12 protein-coding genes, 1 tRNA gene and 2 rRNA genes are annotated in these 22591 nt (G+C 68.6%); 1 reads left to right on the forward strand and 14 read right to left on the reverse strand.

All coding sequences use genetic code 11. The features are described from left to right. Positions 1 to 34: 34 nt before the first annotated feature. The 10 genes from ELQ39_RS07760 to ELQ39_RS07805 all read right to left on the reverse strand — a co-directional run bounded on the left by ELQ39_RS07760 (position 35) and on the right by ELQ39_RS07805 (position 14961). Entirely contained in the window at positions 35 to 265 is a 231-nt protein-coding gene (locus ELQ39_RS07760) for a hypothetical protein (RefSeq protein WP_242595563.1), read from the reverse strand. A gap of 50 nt (positions 266 to 315) precedes the next feature. Further along, on the reverse strand, positions 316 to 786 hold the full coding sequence (locus tag ELQ39_RS07765) for a Dps family protein (RefSeq protein WP_190000980.1): 471 nt from the start codon (positions 784 to 786) through the stop codon (positions 316 to 318). A 199-nt stretch (positions 787 to 985) separates the two neighbouring features. After that, the gene (locus ELQ39_RS07770) at positions 986 to 1366 is read right to left on the reverse strand and encodes a helix-turn-helix domain-containing protein (protein WP_003993396.1); all 381 of its coding nucleotides are present in this window, start codon (positions 1364 to 1366) and stop codon (positions 986 to 988) included. A gap of 109 nt (positions 1367 to 1475) precedes the next feature. Next, complete coding sequence (locus ELQ39_RS07775; RefSeq protein ID WP_242591481.1) at positions 1476 to 2021, reverse strand: CinA family protein; 546 nt, start codon at positions 2019 to 2021, stop codon at positions 1476 to 1478. Further along, positions 2018 to 2905, reverse strand: coding sequence for a CDP-diacylglycerol--glycerol-3-phosphate 3-phosphatidyltransferase (gene pgsA, locus ELQ39_RS07780; RefSeq protein WP_242591482.1), 888 nt, complete (start codon positions 2903 to 2905; stop codon positions 2018 to 2020). Before pgsA ends, ELQ39_RS07775 begins: the two co-directional genes overlap by 4 nt. Beyond that, positions 2902 to 4377, reverse strand: coding sequence for a 30S ribosomal protein S12 methylthiotransferase RimO (gene rimO / locus ELQ39_RS07785; protein WP_190000977.1), 1476 nt, complete (start codon positions 4375 to 4377; stop codon positions 2902 to 2904). The genes pgsA and rimO overlap by 4 nt, the downstream gene beginning before the upstream one ends. 93 nt (positions 4378 to 4470) lie before the next feature. Next, complete coding sequence (locus tag ELQ39_RS07790; RefSeq protein ID WP_190000976.1) at positions 4471 to 5310, reverse strand: helix-turn-helix domain-containing protein; 840 nt, start codon at positions 5308 to 5310, stop codon at positions 4471 to 4473. A 252-nt stretch (positions 5311 to 5562) separates the two neighbouring features. Further along, a complete protein-coding gene (locus ELQ39_RS07795; protein WP_242591483.1) occupies positions 5563 to 8325 on the reverse strand; it encodes a DNA translocase FtsK in 2763 nt (920 codons plus the stop codon). A gap of 173 nt (positions 8326 to 8498) precedes the next feature. Further along, complete coding sequence (locus ELQ39_RS07800) at positions 8499 to 9176, reverse strand: response regulator (RefSeq protein ID WP_225624947.1); 678 nt, start codon at positions 9174 to 9176, stop codon at positions 8499 to 8501. Between the two features lie 307 nt (positions 9177 to 9483). Beyond that, a complete protein-coding gene (locus tag ELQ39_RS07805) occupies positions 9484 to 14961 on the reverse strand; it encodes a HAMP domain-containing protein (RefSeq protein WP_242591484.1) in 5478 nt (1825 codons plus the stop codon). Between the two features lie 417 nt (positions 14962 to 15378). Between ELQ39_RS07805 and ELQ39_RS07810 the strand changes: the two genes are divergently transcribed. Beyond that, positions 15379 to 18132 carry a SpoIIE family protein phosphatase gene (locus ELQ39_RS07810; RefSeq protein WP_242591485.1) on the forward strand — a complete coding sequence of 918 codons (2754 nt, stop codon included), beginning with the start codon at positions 15379 to 15381 and terminating at the stop codon, positions 18130 to 18132. Between the two features lie 61 nt (positions 18133 to 18193). On the opposite strand, the gene ELQ39_RS07815 is transcribed toward ELQ39_RS07810, so the two are convergent. The 4 genes from ELQ39_RS07815 to ELQ39_RS07830 all read right to left on the reverse strand — a co-directional run bounded on the left by ELQ39_RS07815 (position 18194) and on the right by ELQ39_RS07830 (position 22442). Further along, positions 18194 to 18266: transfer RNA gene (locus tag ELQ39_RS07815), tRNA-Thr, on the reverse strand. Between the two features lie 74 nt (positions 18267 to 18340). Then, on the reverse strand, positions 18341 to 19018 hold the full coding sequence (locus ELQ39_RS07820; RefSeq protein WP_391686252.1) for a DegT/DnrJ/EryC1/StrS family aminotransferase: 678 nt from the start codon (positions 19016 to 19018) through the stop codon (positions 18341 to 18343). 99 nt (positions 19019 to 19117) lie between these two features. After that, positions 19118 to 19234, reverse strand: a 5S ribosomal RNA gene (gene rrf, locus ELQ39_RS07825). A gap of 84 nt (positions 19235 to 19318) precedes the next feature. Beyond that, a 23S ribosomal RNA gene (locus ELQ39_RS07830) occupies positions 19319 to 22442 on the reverse strand. Positions 22443 to 22591 lie beyond the last annotated feature (149 nt).

Here is a 22591-nt window from a genome sequence, read left to right on the forward strand (position 1 = left end):
GCGTCACTCCGTACCGCGGAGGCCGGCCGGGGCGTCACTCCGCCCCGGGCCTACGAGCGGCACGCCAGGCCCGACGCCATCGCCCGGCGGCGAGCGCCCCGTCCGCGCGCGCCTTGGGCAGACAGTGCACCGGAAGCACGCTGAGTCCCCAGCCGCCGGCCGCGACCACGCCTTCCAGGGCGCCGGCGTCGGGCGCGAGCAGCAGCCGTGCCGCCGCCCACCACCACAGGGCCGTGAGCGCCGCGCCGACGGCGCACCGGCAGATCCCCGGCACGGTCCTCCGCACAGGGGCCGGCCCGGCGCCCCGCGGCCGGGTCACCCGTTCGCGGCCTGGAACATCCAGTGGTGCTTCTCGAGGTCGGCGGTGATGGTGATGAAGATGTCCTGGGTCACCGGGTCGGGCTCCTCGGTCGCCGCGATCCGCTCCCGCATGCGGGCGATCACCGCGCCCAGGGCGTCCACCAGCGCGCTCACCGCCGCCGCGTCGTCCACCCAGCCCTCGGGCGTGACGCCGATGCCGCTGCCGACGGCCACGGTCGCGGCCCGCCCGTCGGGCGAGACGCCCAGGGCCGCGGCGCGCTCGGCCACCGTGTCGGAGTGACCGCGCGCGGTGGTCACGACCTCGTCGAGCTGGAGATGGACGGAGCGGAAGCGTGGTCCGACCACGTTCCAGTGGATCTGCTTGGCCACCAGGGAGAGGTCGACCAGATCGACCAGGGCGCCCTGCAGTGCCTCAGAAACGGTCTTCAGGTTCTCGTCGGACAACGGGCTCTTCACGACGTACATCCGCACCTCCGTGGCTGGCCCCCCGTCTCCGTCTCCACCATGACGGCCCGCCGCCGCACCGGCAAACGCAGCCCTGCCCCGCTCCCCACGACTCCCCGGGCATGCGAAAACCCCGGCGGCACCCCTCCTGAATCCTCAGGAGGAGCCCTCACCGGGGCATCTCACACCTTCACACCGCGCAGGGCGCCGGAGACCGGGCTCAGGCGGCGACGACGTCCACCGCCTCGGCGGGCGCCTTGATGGTCACCCGTTCCGGTGGCACACCGGTCACCGACACGGAACCCAGCATCGGTCGAACCGGCGTGGGTACGGGCTCGCTTGGGGTCGCTGCAGCAGACTGGGCCAGCTCGGCGAGAGCGAGTTCGTCGCTCACCTCTCGCATGAGCTCGGACATCCGTACGTCCAACGCGTCGCAGATCGCGGAGAGCAGCTCGGAGGAAGCCTCCTTCTGCCCCCGCTCCACCTCGGAGAGATAGCCGAGCGAAACTCGGGCGGACGAGGAGACTTCGCGCAGAGTACGGCCCTGGCGCTGGCGCTGCCGACGCAGCACGTCACCCAGCAGGCGACGGAGCAGAATCATCGGTGGCTCCCTCCTCGGACCGCGTAGCCGCATCCTTCTCGCCCCACCGTACCGCCTCGCGCCGCGGCCGTGCGGGGAGCGATGTCGTGTTCACTCTGGGCTGCAAACATCAAAACCCCCCGTTCCGTTCCGTATCCTGTGCCCGCTCATTCCCGGTCTGTTCGCCCGCAAGCTCCGCGAGGAGCAGTGCGAGTACGCTCCGTACACTCTCCATACGAATTTCCGCGCGGTCGCCGTTCAACCGCAGCTGGCGCACTTTTCCGCCAGAGGCGGAACCGCCGCCGTCCGCGGAGGGGCCGTCCACGGCCACGTACACCGTTCCGACGGCCTGTCCGTCCTGGGGCTCGGGGCCGGCCACCCCGGTGGTGGCGATGCCCCAGTCGGCGCCGAGTGCTGTGCGCACTCCGGCCGCCATCTGGGCCGCCACCTGCGGATCCACCGCTCCGCGCTGGGCCAGCAGAGTGGCGTCCACGCCCAGCAGCCGGTGCTTGAGCTCGGTGGCGTAGGCCGTCACCGAGCCCCTGAAGACCTTGGACGCCCCGGGTACGGAGGTGATCTCCGCCGCCACCAGGCCACCGGTCAGCGACTCGGCGACCGCGAGCGTCCCGCCCTTCACGGTGAGTAGTCGCACCACCTCGGTGGCCGTTGAACTCACTCTTCCGTCTCCTCCAACGCCGCCTTGCGCTCGGCGATTCCCTGTCTGCGGAGCACAATGGCCTGTTTCACATAGTCGAGTCCGGTCGCCACGGTCAGCACCACCGCCGCGGCCATCACCCACCACCGCAGCGTCGCCAGCCATCCGGTCAGCGCCAGCACGTACATGCCGACGGCGACGCCCTGGGTGAGGGTCTTGAGCTTGCCGCCGCGGCTGGCCGGGATCACCCCGTAACGGATGACGAGGAAACGCAGCAGGGTGATGCCGAGTTCCCTGCCGAGGATCACGCCCGTGACCCACCACGGCAGGTCGCCCAGCGCGGACAGGCAGATCAGCGCCGCCCCCATGATGGCCTTGTCGGCGATGGGGTCGGCGATCTTCCCGAAGTCGGTGACCAGGTTGTAGGTGCGCGCCAGATGACCGTCGAACAGATCGGTGATCATGGCGATGGCGAAAGCCGCCCAGGCGAGCGAGCGCCAGGCCGGGTCGTAGCCGCCGTCGGCCAGCATCAGCATGACGAACGCCGGTACCAGCAGCAGCCGGAGCATGGTCAGCAGGTTGGCGATGTTCCAGACGCTGGCCTGGTCGACGGCCGCCGCTGCGATCTTCCCGCCGCGCGGGGCCCGTGTGGAACCCTGTGCCTCTGCGGTCCCGCCGCTCCCGTCAGTGGGCTGCTGCGGTGAGGAAGGAGCCGCGGGGCGGACCTCCTCGGGGCCCGGCACCTCACGCCGTGCCCGCCCGTCCCCGGAGTCGCCCGGAGCCGTGTCCCTGGCCTCCCGCGCGAGCGCGCGGCCGGACGCCGGTGTCAGGCCCCCGGACGCGGGGCCCTTCGCCCTCCTCGCGCCGGAGGGGCCACCTGCCGCCGATGCCGGGACACCCGTCATCTGCCCGCCTCCTCGATGCGCGCGGGCGAGCCCTCGAAGAGCGGCTCGGCCACCAGGTCGACACCTTCCGTGCCGACCACCTTCGCCTCGACCATACGGCCGACACTCAGTCCCTCGCCGCTGGTGAGCAGCACCTGGCCGTCCGTCTCGGGAGCCTGGTGCGCGGCACGGCCGTACACGCCCTCCTCCTCGTCGACGGACTCCACCAGGACGTGCACGGTCTCGCCGACCCGCTCCTCGGCGCGCTGCGAGACGAGTTCCTCGGCCAGCCGGGAGACGCGGGCCAGCCGCTCGGCGACCACGTCCTCGTCCAGCTTGCCGTCGTAGCCCGCGGCCTCGGTGCCCTCCTCGTCGGAGTAGCCGAACACGCCGATGGCGTCGAGCCGGGCGTGGTTCAGGAAGCGTTCCAGCTCGGCGAGGTCGGACGCGGACTCGCCGGGGAAGCCGACGATGAAGTTGGAGCGCACGCCGGCCTGGGGCGCCTTGCTCCGGATGGTGTCGAGCAGCTCCAGGAAGCGGTCGGTGTCGCCGAAGCGGCGCATGGCGCGCAGCACGTCGGGCGCGGAGTGCTGGAAGGAGAGGTCGAAGTAGGGGGCGACCTTGGGGGTTGAGGTCAGCACGTCGATCAGACCGGGCCGCATCTCGGCCGGCTGGAGGTAGCTGACGCGCACCCGCTCCAGGCCGTCGACCTCGGCGAGTTCGGGCAGCAGGGACTCCAGCAGGCGGATGTCGCCGAGGTCCTTGCCGTAGGAGGTGTTGTTCTCGGAGACCAGCATGATCTCCTTCACGCCCTGCTCGGCCAGCCACCGCGTCTCGTTGAGGACGTCGCTCGGGCGTCGGGAGATGAAGGAGCCGCGGAAGGAGGGAATGGCGCAGAAGGAGCAGCGCCGGTCGCAGCCGGAGGCCAGCTTCACCGAGGCGACCGGGGAGCCGTCCAGGCGGCGGCGCAGGGGCGCGCGGGGGCCCGAGGCGGGGGCGAGGCCGTCGGGCAGGTCGGCCGGGGCGTGCCCGGGCAGCGCGACGGCGGCGGCGGACTCCTGCCGCTCGGCCGGGCTGATGGGCAGCAGCTTGCGCCGGTCGCGCGGGGTGTGGGCGGCGTGGATGCCGCCGTTCAGGATGGTCTGCAGGCGGTCGGAGATGTCCGCGTAGTCGTCGAAGCCGAGCACGCCGTCGGCCTCGGGAAGGGCCTCGGCGAGCTCCTTGCCGTACCGCTCCGCCATGCAGCCGACGGCGACGACCGCCTGGGTTCTCCCGTGTCCCTTGAGGTCGTTGGCCTCCAGGAGGGCGTCGACGGAGTCCTTCTTGGCGGCCTCGACGAATCCACAGGTGTTGACGACGGCGACGTCCGCGTCCTCGGCATCCTCGACGAGCTGCCAGCCGTCCGCCTCCAAACGGCCTGCGAGCTCCTCCGAGTCCACCTCGTTACGGGCGCAGCCAAGGGTGACCAGTGCGACGGTACGGCGTTCAGGCATGGGCTCAAGACTACTTCGTCCCGGCGACGCCCCATGTCGACGGGGTTGGCCGGACCCGGCCAACCCCGTGGTGATCGCGTGTCCGGGAGCCGGTCACCCGGCCTCGGGGTCGCCCTTGGTGTAGGTGAGGCGCTCCACGGCGCCCGGCTGCCAGTCGTCCTCGATCTTCTTGCCGTTCACGAACAGGTCGAGGGCGCCCGCGTCGCCGAGAACCAGGTCGATCTTGGAGCTGTCCTGGAAGGTCTTGTCCTCGCCCTCCTTGAGCAGCTCGGCGAAGAGCACCTTGCCGTTGTGGTCCTTGGCGGAGATCCAGCTGGGTCCGTCGGCGGCGACGACCTTGACGGTCACCTTGTCCTGCGGGGCCGCGGCGATGGCGCTGTCCGAGGGTTCCGGCGCGGGCACGACGGGCTTGGCGGTCTTGCTGCTGGGACTGGGCGTGGGCGACGCGGTCGGCTCGGTGTCGCCGGCGACGTTCGCCTCGCCGTCGTCGCCGTTGACCATCGTGAAGCCGACGAAGCCGATCACGACCACGATCGCGGCGACCATGGCGGCGGTCCAGTTGGGTCCGCGCCGCTCCGGACGGATGCGCTCCGCCTCGAAGAGGGGCGCGGCCGGGGTGGGCGCCGGACGGCCGCCGCCGTTCTGGGCCTCGTACTGGGCGAGCAGCGGGGCCGGGTCGAGCTTCACGAACTTGGCCAGCGTACGGATGTGCCCGCGCGCGTACACGTCGCCGCCGCAGGGAGCGAAGTCGTCCCGCTCGATGGCGTGGACGATGCCGATGCGGACGCGGGTGGCGCTACTGACGTCGTCGACGGTGAGCCCGGCGGCGATGCGCGCCTGCTGCAGCGCACGGCCGACCGAGACGGAAGGGCGGTCTTCCTCGGAAACGTCTTCGAACGGACGCTCGTCTTCAGGGGAGTTGCCGATGGACACGGGGGCGCCTTTCGAGCGTGTAGCCGCCTGTGCTGGAGGTTCAGTCTAGGTGGGGTACGAAGGGGTGGGGCAACCGGGCGTTCGGACTTTGTACGCCATCGGAATGGCCCGACATTCCGATGGTCGTCCTGCTGTCTGACACTTCGTTCAACTTGACGTGTGCCGACGGGAAACGGTTGCTCGTTGATCGCTTACGGAAGGGTCACGATCACCCGGCCGGACGTCCCGGCGCGACGAGCGTGTTCCCGCCGTCTACCCTTCAGACTCCCCGCGGATCAGCGCGAGCACGCCGTCCAGCTCATCAGGCTTCACAAGAACGTCACGAGCCTTCGAACCTTCGCTCGGTCCGACGATGTTACGGGACTCCATGAGGTCCATCAGCCGGCCCGCCTTGGCGAAGCCGACGCGCAGCTTGCGCTGGAGCATCGACGTGGACCCGAACTGGGTGGAGACGACCAGCTCGGCCGCCTGGCACAGCAGGTCGAGGTCGTCGCCGATGTCCTCGTCGATCTCCTTCTTCTGCTTGGTGCCGACGACGACGTCGTCCCGGAAGACCGGCGCCATCTGGTCCTTGCAGTGCTGGACGACCGCCGCGACCTCCTCCTCGGTCACGAACGCGCCCTGCATACGCGTGGGTTTGTTCGCACCCATGGGCAGGAAGAGTCCGTCGCCCTTGCCGATCAGCTTCTCGGCGCCGGGCTGGTCGAGGATGACCCGCGAGTCGGCGAGCGACGACGTGGCGAACGCCAGCCGGGACGGCACGTTCGCCTTGATCAGACCGGTGACGACGTCGACCGAGGGCCGCTGGGTGGCCAGCACCAGGTGGATGCCGGCCGCGCGCGCGAGCTGGGTGATGCGCACGATGGCGTCCTCGACGTCGCGCGGGGCGACCATCATCAGGTCGGCCAGCTCGTCCACGATCACCAGCAGGTACGGATACGGCTGGAGCTCCCGCTCGCTGCCCTCGGGCGGCTTGACCTTGCCCTCGCGCACCGCGCGGTTGAAGTCGTCGATGTGCCGGTAGCCGTAGGCGGCGAGGTCGTCGTAGCGCAGGTCCATCTCGCGCACGACCCACTGCAGCGCCTCGGCGGCCCGCTTGGGGTTGGTGATGATCGGCGTGATCAGGTGCGGGATGCCCTCGTACGCGGTCAGCTCGACCCGCTTGGGGTCGACGAGAATCATCCGGACGTCCTCGGGGGTCGCCCGCATCATGATCGAGGTGATCAGGCAGTTGATGCAGGACGACTTGCCGGAGCCGGTGGCGCCGGCGACCAGCATGTGCGGCATCTTCGCGAGCGAGTCCATGACGTAGCCGCCCTCGACGTCCTTGCCGAAGGCGACCAGCATCGGGTCGTCGTCCTCGGCGGACTCCGCGAGCCGCAGCACGTCGCCGAGGTTCACCATCTCCCGGTCGGTGTTGGGGATCTCGATGCCGACCGCGGACTTGCCGGGGATGGGGCTGATGATCCGCACGTCCGGGCTGGCGACGGCGTACGCGATGTTCTTGGTGAGCGCGGTGACCCGCTCGACCTTCACGGCCGGGCCCAGTTCGACGACGTACCGGGTGACCGTCGGGCCGCGGGTGAAGCCCGTGACGTCGGCGTCCACCTTGAACTCGGTGAAGACCTTCCGCAGCGCCTCCACTATGGCGTCGTTGGCCGCGCTGCGCGCCTTGCCGGGACCGCCGCGGTGCAGCAGGTCCAGCGAGGGCAGGGAGTAGGTGATGTCGCCGGAGAGCTGCAACTGCTCGGCGCGCGGCGGCAGCTCACGGGGTTCGCGCGGCGGCGCCTTGGTCATGTCGAGCACGCCCGCGGGCGGCCGCTCCCGCTGCTCGGTGCCCTCGTCCTTCGCGGGCGTGTCCCGCCTGGTCTCGCCTTTCTTGGGCGTGTCGGGCCGCGGGCGGGCGGACGGGACCGGCGTCGGGGTGGTCGGCTCGTGGTCACCGGTGCTGACGCCCTGGGTGAGGTCGGCGACGACCGGGGAGGGCGGCATGCCGTGCAGCACGGCGCCGTCGAGCGCGGCGGCCGCGGCGGCGGCCACGTCCACGGCGTCCATCGGACGGTTGGCGTCGGGCTGCGGCACCGCGGACCGGCGCGGGCGGCGCTGCCGCCGGGACAGCGCCGCCTCCTCCGCGCGCTCCGGGTCGTACTCCTCGGGCGCGGGGCGGCGCCTGCGGCGGCTCTGGGGCAGCGCCTCGCGCCACTGCTCCTCGTAGCGCTCGTCGTCCTCGCCGTACTCCTCCGGCTCGTGCACCAGGCCCAGCCGCACGCCGAGCTGACGCAGCCGCTGCGGGATCGCGTTCACCGGGGTGGCGGTGACGACCAGCAGGCCGAAGACCGTGAGCAGCACCAGCAGGGGCACGGCCAGGACGTCGGTCATGGTGGACGAGAGCGGGGCGGCCGCGCCCCAGCCGATGAGGCCGCCGGCGTCCCTTATGGCCTGCATGCCGTCGGCGCGCGCGGGCGAGCCGCACGCGATGTGGATCTGGCCCAGGACGCCGATGACGAGCGCGGACAGTCCGATCACGATCCGCCCGTTGGCCTCGGGCTTCTCGGGGTGCCGGATGAACCGCACGGCGACGACGGAGACGAGGATCGGCACCAGCAGGTCGAGCCGTCCGAACGCGCCGGTGACCAGGATCTCCACCAGCTCGCCGACGGGTCCCTGGAGGTCGGCCCAGGTGCCGGCGGCGACGATCAGCGCGATACCGAGCAGCAGCAGCGCGAGACCGTCCTTGCGGTGGGCCGGGTCGAGGTTCTTGGCGCCCTGCCCTATGCCGCGGAACACCGCGCCGACGGCGTGCGCCAGCCCCAGCCACAGGGCGCGGACGAGCCGGTAGACGGCGCCGGTCGGGTTCGGGGCCGGCGCGGGGGCGGGCTTCTTCGCCGGAGCCTTCCGGGCGGGCGCCTTCTTCGCCGGGGCTTTCCTGGCGGCGGCCTTCTTCGCCGGAGCCTTCGCGGAAGCGGCCGCCTTCTTCGCGGGCGGCTTCTTGGCTGCGGAGGGACGTGAGGCCATGGTGTGAGGTTACCGGGGGAGACGGCACGTGACACGCGTGGCGGATGCTTCACCCGTTCGTGTCGCCCACTGCGAGGCGCGGAACTGACGCGTGGTGCCCTCGAGGCACGCAGGTGAGGCCCCCTCAGGGAGAGGGCCTTCTCCGGGGACGGGAACCCATCCCGCGTGCGGGGTCAGTTCTGCGAGGACACCGACGACGCGCTTCCCGTCCCGGGATCCAGGGCGTCCAGCGCACGCCGCAATCCCGTGAGCTTGCGCTCCAGATGGGCCGCCGTGGCGACCGCGGCCGCGTCCGTCGACTCGTCGTTCAGCTGCTTGGTGAGCGCCTCGGCCTGCTCCTCGACGGCGGCGAGCCGCGCCGACAGCTCGGCGAGCAGCCCCACGGACTCCTTGGACTCGCCCGAGTCCTTCTCGCTGCCCTCGAGCTGGAGCCGCAGCAGCGACGCCTGCTCCCGCAGCTGGCAGTTCTTCATGTACAGCTCGACGAAGACCGAGACCTTCGCGCGCAGCACCCACGGGTCGAACGGCTTGGAGATGTAGTCCACCGCGCCCGCCGCGTAACCCCGGAAGGTGTGGTGCGGGCCGTGGTTGATCGCGGTGAGGAAGATGATCGGGATGTCCCGGGTCCGCTCCCGCCGCTTGATGTGGGCGGCGGTCTCGAAACCGTCCATGCCCGGCATCTGGACGTCCAGCAGAATGACCGCGAAATCGTCCGTGAGCAGTGCTTTGAGCGCTTCCTCCCCGGACGATGCCCGCACCAGCGTCTGATCGAGCGCCGAGAGGATCGCCTCGAGCGCCAGCAGATTCTCCGGCCGGTCATCGACCAGGAGGATCTTGGCCTTCTGCACCATGGCCCGCCCTCCTCGCCCCGGCTTGGGGCCCTCCCTGTCCGCAGGACCTGGCACAGCACCTGCGGGTGCCGCCCCAGGCGACGACTCCCTTGCGCCGCCCGTCCTTGTGCCGGTCATCGTAGCCGCACCCCGCTCGTCGCCACACCCTGTCACCGCGATGTCACTGTGCACGTAGCGGAAACGCTGCGGGAGACCAGAAGGTTCCCCGAATACCGCACTTCTACACAACTTCGCGCACGACGCGTGGACAACTCCGCGCGTCCTCGGAAGCTTGCCGTCAGCTTCGCACGCTCCGCCGTCGCCGGTCTCACTCCCCCCTCATCCACTGCTCCATCACCGTCAGCAGGTGATCGGGGTCGACCGGCTTGGTCACGTAGTCGGAGGCGCCCGACTCGATGGCCTTCTCCCGGTCGCCCTTCATCGCCTTCGCGGTGAGCGCGATGATCGGGAGCCCGGCGAACTGCGGCATGCGCCGGATCGCCGTGGTCGTCGCGTACCCGTCCATCTCGGGCATCATGATGTCCATCAGCACCACCGCCACGTCGTCGTGCTGCTCCAGGACCTCGATGCCCTCGCGGCCGTTCTCCGCGTACAGCACGGACAGGCCGTGCTGCTCCAGGACGCTGGTCAGGGCGAAGACGTTGCGGATGTCGTCGTCGACGATCAGCACCTTCTGCCCGCCGAAGCGGATGTTCTTGCGCGGCGTGCGCGCCGCCTGCTGCTCCTGCTCCACGGCCGGCCACTCCTCCAGCTCCGCGGAGGGCCGCTGATCCTGCTGGAGCGAGACCCGGCGCCGGCGCCGGAACAGCGCCGCCGGACCGTTCCGCGCCTCCCGGTACGAGGTCACCTCCGCCGGGGTCTCGGCCTCCGGCGCGGTCAGCTCGGCCGACGCCACCAGGTCCCCGGCCTCCAGCGCCGGCATGGGCGGCTGCTGGTAGCCGTTCGGCGGCAGCTCGCTCGGGTGCAGCGGCAGGTACAGCGTGAACGTCGAGCCGCGGCCCGGCTCGCTCTGCGCGTGGATCTCACCGCCGAGCAGCTGCGCGATCTCCCGCGAGATGGACAGCCCGAGTCCCGTGCCGCCGTACTTGCGGCTGGTGGTGCCGTCGGCCTGCTTGAACGCCTCGAAGATCACCCGCATCTTGCTGGCCGCGATGCCGATACCCGTGTCGCTCACCGAGAACGCGATCAGGTCCGCGTCCGGGTCGGTCAGCGAACCGGCCTCCAGGAGCTGCTCCCGGATGGCCTGCGGGACGTCGTCCCGGGCGGGCCGGATGACCAGCTCGACCGATCCGGAGTCGGTGAACTTCACCGCGTTGGACAGCAGGTTCCGCAGCACCTGGAGCAGCCGCTGCTCGTCGGTGTGCAGGGTGGCCGGCAGCTCCGGCGAGATCCGCACCGACAGGTCCAGGCCCTTCTCCGCCGTCAGCGGCCGGAACGTGGCCTCCACGTAGTCCACGAGCTGCACCAGCGCGATGCGCGTCGGGGAGACGTCCATCTTGCCCGCCTCGACCTTGGACAGGTCGAGGATGTCGTTGATGAGCTGCAGCAGGTCCGACCCGGCGCCGTGGATCGTCTCGGCGAACTCCACCTGCTTCGGGGAGAGGTTCCCCTCCGCGTTGTCCGCGAGCAACTTGGCCAGGATCAGCAGCGAGTTGAGCGGCGTGCGCAGCTCGTGCGACATGTTCGCCAGGAACTCGCTCTTGTAGCGCATCGACACCGCGAGCTGCTCGGCGCGCTCCTCCAGGACCTGCCGCGCCTCCTCGATCTCGGTGTTCTTCACCTCGATGTCGCGGTTCTGACGGGCCAGCAGCTCGGCCTTCTCCTCCAGCTCGGCGTTGGACGCCTGGAGCGCCTTCTGCCGCTGCTCCAACTCCGCCGACCGCTCGCGCAGTTGCTCGGTCAGCTCCTGCGACTGCGCCAGCAGCCGCTCGGTCTTGGTGTTGACCGAGATGGTGTTCACGCTGGTCGCGATCATCTCGGCGATCTGGTTGAGGAAGTCCTTCTGGATCGCCGTGAACGGCGTGAACGACGCCAGCTCGATGACGCCGAGCACCTTCCCCTCGAACACCACCGGCAGCACGATCACCTGGGCCGGCGGCGCCTCCCCGAGCCCCGAGGAGATCTTCAGGTAGCCGCTGGGCGCCTTGTCCACCAGGATCGTGCGCTTCTCCATCGCGGCCGTCCCGATCAGCCCCTCGCCGGGCTGGAACGACGTCGGCATCGACCCCATGGAGTAGCCGTACGAGCCGAGCATCCGCAGCTCGAACTGCTCCTCGTCGGCCGCGTTCAGATCCTCGCCGTCCACCAGCGGCATCGCGAGGAAGAACGCGCCGTGCTGCGCGGACACCACCGGCGTCAGCTCGCTCATGATCAGCGAGGCGACGTCCTCCAGGTCGCGCCTCCCCTGCATCAGCGCGGAGATGCGGGCCAGGTTGCCCTTCAGCCAGTCCTGCTCCTTGTTGGCGATCGTGGTGTCGCGCAGGTTGGCGATCATCTTGTTGATGTAGTCCTGGAGCTCCTGGATCTCCCCGGACGCGTCCACGTCGATCTTCAGGTTCAGGTCGCCGCGGGTCACCGCGGTCGCCACGCGCGCGATGGCGCGCACCTGCCGGGTCAGGTTCCCGGCCATCTCGTTCACGGACTCGGTCAGGTCCCGCCAGGTGCCGTCCACGTCCCGCACCCGCGCCTGACCGCCCAGCTGGCCCTCGGTGCCCACCTCGCGGGCCACACGCGTGACCTCCTCGGCGAACGACGACAGCTGGTCGACCATCGTGTTGATGGTCGTCTTCAGCTCGAGGATCTCCCCGCGCGCGTCGATGTCGATCTTCTTCGTCAGGTCACCCTTGGCGATGGCCGTGGTCACCATGGCGATGTTCCGCACCTGACCGGTCAGGTTGGACGCCATCTGGTTCACCGACTCGGTGAGGTCCTTCCACGTGCCCGCCACGCCCGGCACGTGCGCCTGACCGCCCAGGATGCCGTCCGTGCCCACCTCACGGGCCACCTTGGTGACCTGCTCGGCGAACGCGCTCAGCGTCTTCACCATCGTGTTGATGGTGTCCGCGAGCTGCGCCACCTCGCCGCGCGCCTCGATGCTGACCTGCCGCGTCAGGTCGCCGTTGGCGACCGCGGCGGACACCTGGGAGATGTTCCGCACCTGGGTGGTGAGGTTCTTCGCCATCAGGTTGACGTTGTCGCTCAGGTCCTTCCAGATGCCCGTGACGCCCGGCACGTGCGCCTGGCCGCCCAGGATGCCCTCGGTGCCCACCTCGCGGGCCACCCGGGTCACCTGCTCCGCGAACGACGACAGCTGGTCCACCATCGTGTTGACGGTGGTCACCAGCTCCAGGATCTCGCCCTTGGCGTCGACGGTGATCTTCTTCGACAGGTCTCCCTTGGCGACCGCCGTGGTGACCTCGGCGATGTTGCGCACCTGAAGGGTCAGGTTGTTCGCCATGCCGTTCACGGACTGCGTGAGGTCCTTCCAGGTGCCCGAGACGCCCTGCACCTCCGCCTGGCCGCCCAGGATGCCCTCGGTGCCCACCTCGCGGGCCACCCGGGTGACCTCCTCCGCGAACGACGACAGCTGGTCCACCATCGTGTTCAGCGTGTTCTTCAGCTCGAGGATCTCCCCGCGCGCGTCGACGGTGATCTTCTGCGACAGGTCACCACGCGCCACCGCCGTCGCCACCTGCGCGATGTTCCGCACCTGGCCGGTCAGGTTGGACGCCATGCCGTTCACGGAGTCCGTCAGATCACGCCACACGCCGGCCACACCGGGCACCTGCGCCTGACCGCCCAGCCGGCCCTCCGTGCCCACCTCGCGGGCCACCCGGGTCACCTGGTCGGCGAACGACGACAGCTGGTCGACCATCGTGTTGATGGTGTTCTTCAGCTCGAGGATCTCCCCGCGCGCGTCCACGTCGATCTTCTGCGACAGGTCGCCGCGCGCCACGGCCGTGGTGACCTGCGCGATGTTCCGCACCTGGGAGGTGAGGTTGCCGGCCATCGAGTTGACGGAGTCGGTGAGCTCCTTCCAGGTGCCGGACACCCCGGGCACCTGCGCCTGACCGCCCAGCCGGCCCTCCGTGCCCACGTCCCGGGCCATCCGCGTGACCTGGTCGGCGAAGCTCGACAGCTGGTCCACCATCGTGTTCACGGTGTTCTTCAGCTGGAGCATCTCGCCGGAGACGTCCACGGTGACCTTCTGCGACAGGTCTCCGTTGGCCACCGCCGTCGTCACCTGGGCGATGTTGCGCACCTGTCCGGTGAGGTTGCGGAACGCGGTGTTGACGGAGTCCGTCAGGTCCTTCCACGTACCGGCCGCGCCCGGCACCTGCGCCTGGCCGCCCAGCTCGCCCTCGACGCCGATCTCCCGCGCCACCCGCGTCACCTCGGCGCCGAACGCGGAGAGCTGGTCGACCATCGTGTTGACGGTGTTCTTCAGCTCCAGCATCTCGCCGGCCACGTCCACGGTGACCTTCTGCGACAGGTCTCCGTTGGCCACCGCCGTGGTGACCGCCGCGATGTCCCTCACCTGGGTCGTGAGGTTCCGGAACACCGTGTTGACGGAGTCCGTGAGGTCCTTCCAGGTGCCCGCCGCGCCCGGCACGTTCGCCTGACCGCCCAGACGCCCCTCGGCGCCGACCTCGTTGGCGACCCGCGTGACCTCGTCGGCGAAGATCCGCAGCGTCTCGGTCATCTGGTTGATCGTCTCGGCGAGCTGCGCCACCTCGCCTCGCGCCGGCACCGTCACCTTGCGCGACAGGTCACCGTTGGCGACCGCCGTCGTCACCTCGGCGATGCCGCGCACCTGAGCGGTGAGGTTCCCGGCCATGGTGTTGACGGAGTCGGTGAGCTCCTTCCACACACCGTCCACACCCGGCACCTGCGCCTGACCGCCCAGGGCGCCCTCGGTGCCCACCTCGCGCGCGACGCGTGTCACCTCGGAGGAGAACGCGGAGAGCTGGTCCACCATCGTGTTGACGGTGTTCTTCAGCTCCAGCATCTCCCCCTCGACGTGCACGGTGACCTTGCGGGACAGATCACCGCGCGCCACGGCTGTCGTCACCAGCGCGATGTCGCGCACCTGCGCCGTCAGCCGCTCCGCCATCGTGTTCACGGAGTCCGTCAGGTCCTTCCAGGACCCGGACATGCCCCGCACCTGCGCCTGACCGCCCAGCTTGCCCTCGGTGCCCACCTCGCTGGCCACGCGCGTGACCTCGTCGGTGAACGTCGACAGCTGGTCGACCAGGTTGTTCACGGTCCGCGCGACCTTCAGGAACTCGCCCCGCAGCGGATGCCCGGACCCGTCCGGCGCCTGCGTCCGCAGCTCCATCCGCGGCGACAGATCACCCTCCGCCACCGCCGACAGCACCCGGCTCACCTCGGAGACCGGCCGTACGAGGTCGTCCACCAGCGCGTTGGAGTGGTCGATCGCGGCCGCCCAGGAGCCCTCCGAGGGCCCCGTCTCCAGGCGCTCCGTGAGCTTTCCCTCACGCCCCACCATGCGGCGCACGCGCGCCAGCTCACCCGTGAGGTGCAGGTTACGGTCGGCGACCTCGTTGAAGACGGCGGCGATCTCCGCCATGACGCCGTCGCCGGTCACCGTGAGGCGTTTGCGGAAGTTCCCGTCCCGCATCGACACCAGCGCGCCCAGCAGGCGGTTCATCGCGGCCGCCTCCACCGTCACGGTGCCGCCCCGGGCCTTCCCCGCCTTGCTCAGGGACTGTCCGCCTTTCGCGCGCGTCGTCTTCGTGCTCCGCGTCGCTGCGCCAGACTCCACTGTGTCCCTCCCGCAGGGGTCGACCGTTACCGCTGTGCCCGGTCACACCGTCCAGGGTGCTCCCGTTGTTCCTGACTGCTTTTCCTGTTGGACCGAGATGCCCTGCCCGACGTTCCGAGGCGCCGCCAGGGGGCTGCTGCCCACCCGGCCCCGGCGCCACACTGCCTGCCCGGACCTTCCCTACAAGCCTGCCCAGTGTTTCACCCCCGCGGAACCAGGCCATAACAGTTCGGCAGCTTCGCACATCGTCCGCACACCCGCCGGACGGCGAACACCTCGGACGGAAACACTGCAGACCGGCATCCGCTCGGACCGCGAAGGTAAGTAACCTTGCATGCGGCTGTCCAGCCACGCCGGCGCGTCCGGCCTGGGCGGTGGCACGAGAACGAGCGGGCATCGGAGGGGCGGCCGCACAACATGACCACCGGACTGATCCCGGGGGAGCAGCCCCCGGACCCACGGCCGACGGACGGTCTGCCGCACCAGCGGCACGAGCCGGCCGGCCAGGGAGCCATGCCCGTCGAGAACCGGTCGAGGAGTTCTGTGATCACCGCGCGCGCGGCCGCCAGCTTCGAGCCCGTCGGACGATCCGTCGCGAGCGCCCGTTCCTTCGTCCGTGACACCCTCCAGGGCTGGGGCTTCGGCGACATCGTCGACGACGCCGTGGTGCTGACCAGCGAGCTGGTGACCAACGCCGTCGTGCACGCGGGCACCTCCGCCGACCTGCTCTGCCTGCGCAGCGACGACGGCGTCCGGATCGAGGTGGCCGACCGGTATCCCGAGCGCGAGATCCCCCTCCAGGGCTCCCCGATCGACATGGGCAGCCCCGACCGCGAGGGCGGACGCGGACTCCAGCTCTGCGCCGCCCTGGCCGGCCACTGGGGCGTCGACTACACGCCCACCCACAAGACCGTCTGGTTCCAGCTCGACCTCCCCGAGCGCCCGGTCGGCACCCGCACCGCCGGCCCCGCCCTCCCCGCCCATCTGCTGCCGCTCGCAGACACCCGCGTCCGCGTCGCCGTCGTCCAGATCGACCGCTCCGGCTCCATCACCGCCTGGAACGAGGACGCGGAGGAACTGTTCGGCTACAGCGCGGAGCAGGTCACCGGCAAGCCCCTCACCGACCTCGCCGCCTGGCCGCACACCCCCGGCACGGGCACCGGCATCGCCGACGCCCTCCAGCTCTCCCGCTGGGAGGGCTCCTACGGCATTCGCGGCGCCCACGGCCGCGTCATCCCGGTGTACGCGTCCCACCTGCGCGTCCGGGACACCGACGGCGAACCGTCAACCGTGTGTCTCCTGGTGCGGGACCACGAACGGGCGGTTCTGCAGACTCCGCTCCGGGCGCCCTCCACCGATTCCTCGGGCGGCTCCGAGGGGCCGAGCGCCGACCCGTTCGAGGTCTTCATCGGCTCCCCCGCCCCCGACGACCTCGACGGACTGCTGCAGCGCACGGTGGAGCGCGCCCGCGACATGCTCGACGGCGACTCCGCCTTCCTGCTGCTGGCCACCGACGACGAGACGGAGCTGGAGGTCCGCGCCTCCACCGGTCTGCCCTCGGCCCGCCAGCGCTTCGCGCGCGTCCCCGTGGAGGGCGGCCCCGGCCGCTACGGCTCCGCCCGCATGCCGGCCGTCCACGAGGACCTCACGGCCGTCCCGGGCGCGGTCCCGCTCCTCAACGGCACGGGGATGCGCTCGGTCGTCACCGTGCCCCTCAAGGTCGAGGGCCGTCTCACCGGCTCCCTCGGCGTCGCGGCCGAGGCGCCCGGCCGATACTCCAACGAGGAGGCGCTGCGCCTGCAGTTCGCCGCGGACCGCATCGCCCTCGCCGTCGAGTCCGCCCGGCTGGGCGAGCTGGAGCGGCTGCGCCGCGGCTCCCTCAGCTTCCTCGTCGAGGCGTCCGACCTGCTGGCCGGCACGCTCGACCGGGACCAGACCCTGGCCCTCATGGCCCAGATGACGGTTCCGACGCTCGCCACCTGGTGCGCGGTCTACACGATCGCCGACCAGTCCTCCGATCCGGACCTGTCCTACGTGCTGCACGAGGACGAGGAGCTCATCGACGGCATCAAGTCCCTGCTGTCCAAGATCCCTCCGCCGGACCCGGTGCCCACGCCCGGCGCCCGTGTCTGGTCGGCGCCCGCGGAGGTCGCCCACCAGGCGGCCCTGCGCACGTCCATGCGCAGCCTCGGCCTGAGCGGCGGCCCCAACCGTCACGTCACCACCGGCATCGGCCCCACGCTTGCCACGGCCTCCGCGGTCGGCGGCGAGACGGTGGTCCTGCCCCTGGTGGCCCGCAACCGCGTCATCGGCATGCTGACGCTCGGCAAGCCGACCGACGAGCACTTCCGCCAGGAGATCCTGGAGCTGGCCGAGGACCTGTCCCGCCGGGCCGCCCTGGCCCTGGACAACGCCCGTCTGTACTCGGAGCGCACGGCGATCAGCCAGTCCCTGCAGCGCAGCCTGCTGCCGCCGGAGCTGCCGCAGATCGACGGCGTCGAGGTGGAGGTCATCTACCGCGCGGCCGGCGAGGGCAACGAGGTCGGCGGCGACTTCTACGACCTCTTCCCGATCAGTGACGGCGCCTACGGCTTCGCCATCGGCGACGTCTGCGGCACGGGTCCGAACGCGGCGGCCGTCACCGGCCTCGCCCGGCACGCGCTGCGGCTGCTCGCCAGGGAGGGCCTGAGCGGCCCGTCGGTCCTGGAGCGCCTGAACTCCGCGATCCTCGACGAGGGCGAGCGCAGCCGCTTCCTCACCCTGCTGTACGGCGAGATGCGCCCGCAGGAGGACGGCAGCGCCGAATTGAAGGTGGTCTGCGCGGGCCATCCTCTGCCGCTCCGCCTCCGCCAGGACGGCACGGTCGAACCGGCCGCCGAACCGCAGCCGCTGCTCGGTGTCCTGGAGGACCTGGAGCTGCACGAGGAGACGGTGACCCTCGACCCGGGCGACGTCCTGCTCTGCGTCACGGACGGCGTCACCGAGCGCCGTGAGGGCTCCCGGATGCTGGGCGACGACGGCCTCGCCGAGGTTCTGACGACGTGTACGGGGCTGACGGCCGGCGCGGTCGCGGCCCGCATCATGCGCGCGGTGGAACGCTTCGCCTCGGACGCGCCGTCCGACGACATGGCGATTCTCGCGATGCGCGTGCCGGGCCTCCAGCAGGACTGATCCCCCACCGCGCCAGGGCATGGAAAAGGCCCCGCCCGATTGGGCGGGGCCTTTCTGGCTGAGCCCCCAAACGGAATCGAACCGTTGACCTTCTCCTTACCATGGAGACGCTCTGCCGACTGAGCTATAGGGGCCTGTTGTCGCTTCGGTTTCCCTCGCGGCAACGGAATAGATCATACCCCGAACGCAGCCGTGCTCCCAACCATGCTCAGAGGGCCGGCGCGAGAAGTCCGCCCAGCGCATTGCACACGGAAGCGGTCCGCTGCATGTCCCGCTTCGTCAGCCAGCCGTCGACAGGCAGAGCGAGCGTCTCGTCGGCGGCCCGCTGGGTCTCCGGCAGGGACACGTCACGCCGGAACTCGGGCAGCCGGTGCACGGGAGTCGGCACGGGTATCCGGCAGGCAACTCCCTTGGCCTGTACGGCACGTGCGAAGGCGTCCCGGTCGGGCCGCCCGTTCCCCGGCACCCGCACGACGTACTGCTGATAGGTGTGGCCGGCGTGATGCTCGGGCGTCCGCACGCCGCGCAGTCGGGCGTCGAGGTACGCGGCCCGCTCCCGCCGCCGCGCCATCTCGTCACGGGAGGCGTCCAACTCCGCGTGCTCCAGCACCAGAAGACCGCGCCGCTGCCCGAGCGCGCGCAGCTGCCCCAGGTCGGCCGGATGTCCGAAGCGGTGGACGGCAACGATCGCAGCGGTGCGGGGAGTCAGCGCGGTGTCGACCGCGGTGGGGTCCAGGCAGTACGTCGCCGGGTCTATGTCGGCGAACACGGGCAGCGCGCCCGCGAGTGTCACGGCGCGCGCGACCTCCACGTTGCCGAAGGCCGGCACGACGACCTCGTCACCGGCTCCTACGCCGGCCGCCCTGAGCAGTGCAGCAATTCCCATACCGGGGATGCTCGGCAGGCAACGTGAACGCCACGTGACGGACAACAAAAAAGGGTTGGTCCCTGAACCGAAGTTCAGGGACCAACCCTTGTAAGTATTGTTCGGCGGCGTCCTACTCTCCCACAGGGTCCCCCCTGCAGTACCATCGGCGCTGTAAGGCTTAGCTTCCGGGTTCGGAATGTAACCGGGCGTTTCCCCTACGCTATGACCACCGAAACACTATGAAACTGTCAACCGCACCATGTTTGGCACATGGGGTTGTTCGTGGTTTCAGAACCAACACAGTGGACGCGAGCAACTGAGGACAAGCCCTCGGCCTATTAGTACCGGTCAACTCCACACGTTACCGTGCTTCCATATCCGGCCTATCAACCCAGTCGTCTACTGGGAGCCTTACCCTCTCTAGGAGGTGGGAGTCCTCATCTCGAAGCAGGCTTCCCGCTTAGATGCTTTCAGCGGTTATCCCTCCCGAACGTAGCCAACCAGCCATGCCCTTGGCAGAACAACTGGCACACCAGAGGTTCGTCCGTCCCGGTCCTCTCGTACTAGGGACAGCCCTTCTCAAGACTCCTACGCGCACAGCGGATAGGGACCGAACTGTCTCACGACGTTCTAAACCCAGCTCGCGTACCGCTTTAATGGGCGAACAGCCCAACCCTTGGGACCGACTCCAGCCCCAGGATGCGACGAGCCGACATCGAGGTGCCAAACCATCCCGTCGATATGGACTCTTGGGGAAGATCAGCCTGTTATCCCCGGGGTACCTTTTATCCGTTGAGCGACGGCGCTTCCACAAGCCACCGCCGGATCACTAGTCCCGACTTTCGTCCCTGCTCGACCCGTCGGTCTCACAGTCAAGCTCCCTTGTGCACTTACACTCAACACCTGATTGCCAACCAGGCTGAGGGAACCTTTGGGCGCCTCCGTTACCCTTTAGGAGGCAACCGCCCCAGTTAAACTACCCATCAGACACTGTCCCTGATCCGGATCACGGACCCAGGTTAGACATCCAGCACGACCAGACTGGTATTTCAACGACGACTCCACCCGAACTGGCGTCCGAGCTTCACAGTCTCCCAGCTATCCTACACAAGCCGAACCGAACACCAATATCAAACTGTAGTAAAGGTCCCGGGGTCTTTCCGTCCTGCTGCGCGAAACGAGCATCTTTACTCGTAGTGCAATTTCACCGGGCCTATGGTTGAGACAGTCGAGAAGTCGTTACGCCATTCGTGCAGGTCGGAACTTACCCGACAAGGAATTTCGCTACCTTAGGATGGTTATAGTTACCACCGCCGTTTACTGGCGCTTAAGTTCTCAGCTTCGCCCACCCGAAAGTGAGCTAACCGGTCCCCTTAACGTTCCAGCACCGGGCAGGCGTCAGTCCGTATACATCGCCTTACGGCTTCGCACGGACCTGTGTTTTTAGTAAACAGTCGCTTCTCGCTGGTCTCTGCGGCCACCCCCAGCTCAGAGCGCGAAGCTCATCACCGGATGTGGCCCCCCTTCTCCCGAAGTTACGGGGGCATTTTGCCGAGTTCCTTAACCATAGTTCACCCGAACGCCTCGGTATTCTCTACCTGACCACCTGAGTCGGTTTAGGGTACGGGCCGCCATGAAACTCGCTAGAGGCTTTTCTCGACAGCATAGGATCATCCACTTCACCACAATCGGCTCGGCATCAGGTCTCAGACTCAATGGTGTGCGGATTTGCCTACACACCGTCCTACACCCTTACCCCGGGACAACCACCGCCCGGGATGGACTACCTTCCTGCGTCACCCCATCACTCACCTACTACCAGCTCGGGTCACCGGCTCCACCACTCCGACCTCGTCCGAAGACTCAGCCGGCGGCTTCACGGGCTTAGCATCACTGGATTCGATGTTTGACGCTTCACAGCGGGTACCGGAATATCAACCGGTTATCCATCGACTACGCCTGTCGGCCTCGCCTTAGGTCCCGACTTACCCTGGGCAGATCAGCTTGACCCAGGAACCCTTAGTCAATCGGCGCACACGTTTCTCACGTGTGAATCGCTACTCATGCCTGCATTCTCACTCGTCAACCGTCCACAACTCGCTTCCGCGGCTGCTTCACCCGGCAGACGACGCTCCCCTACCCATCACAGCACCCGTTGGGGCTATCTGCTGCAATGACACGACTTCGGCGGTACGCTTGAGCCCCGCTACATTGTCGGCGCGGAATCACTAGACCAGTGAGCTATTACGCACTCTTTCAAGGGTGGCTGCTTCTAAGCCAACCTCCTGGTTGTCTGTGCGACTCCACATCCTTTCCCACTTAGCGTACGCTTAGGGGCCTTAGTCGATGCTCTGGGCTGTTTCCCTCTCGACCATGGAGCTTATCCCCCACAGTCTCACTGCCGCGCTCTCACTTACCGGCATTCGGAGTTTGGCTAAGGTCAGTAACCCGGTAGGGCCCATCGCCTATCCAGTGCTCTACCTCCGGCAAGAAACACACGACGCTGCACCTAAATGCATTTCGGGGAGAACCAGCTATCACGGAGTTTGATTGGCCTTTCACCCCTAACCACAGGTCATCCCCCAGGTTTTCAACCCTGGTGGGTTCGGTCCTCCACGAAGTCTTACCTCCGCTTCAACCTGCCCATGGCTAGATCACTCCGCTTCGGGTCTTGAGCGTGCTACTGAAACGCCCTGTTCGGACTCGCTTTCGCTACGGCTTCCCCACCCGGGTTAACCTCGCAACACACCGCAAACTCGCAGGCTCATTCTTCAAAAGGCACGCAGTCACGAGAACAAGGCAAGCCTTGTTCCGACGCTCCCACGGCTTGTAGGCACACGGTTTCAGGTACTATTTCACTCCGCTCCCGCGGTACTTTTCACCATTCCCTCACGGTACTATCCGCTATCGGTCACCAGGGAATATTTAGGCTTAGCGGGTGGTCCCGCCAGATTCACACGGGATTTCTCGGGCCCCGTGCTACTTGGGTGTCTCTCAAACGAGCCGCTGACGTTTCGACTACGGGGGTCTTACCCTCTACGCCGGACCTTTCGCATGTCCTTCGCCTACATCAACGGTTTCTGACTCGTCGACCAGCCGGCAGACTGATCAAGAGAGATCCCACAACCCCGAATGCGCAACCCCTGCCGGGTCTCACACGCATACGGTTTGGCCTCATCCGGTTTCGCTCGCCACTACTCCCGGAATCACGGTTGTTTTCTCTTCCTGCGGGTACTGAGATGTTTCACTTCCCCGCGTTCCCTCCACTTGCCCTATGTGTTCAGGCAAGGGTGACAGCCCATGACGACTGCCGGGTTTCCCCATTCGGACACCCCCGGATCAAAGCCTGGTTGACGACTCCCCGGGGCCTATCGTGGCCTCCCACGTCCTTCATCGGTTCCTGGTGCCAAGGCATCCACCGTGCGCCCTTAAAAACTTGGCCACAGATGCTCGCGTCCACTGTGCAGTTCTCAAACAACGACCAACCACCCATCACCCCAAGCCAAACGGCTCGAGTGCACTGGGGCCGGCACTGAAGGAAGTTCATTCCCTCAGACACCCAACAGCGTGCCCGACACAGTCAGTTGACCA

The organism is Streptomyces sp. GB4-14 (genome assembly GCF_022696125.1).
Classification (GTDB): Bacteria; Actinomycetota; Actinomycetes; order Streptomycetales; family Streptomycetaceae; genus Streptomyces; species Streptomyces werraensis.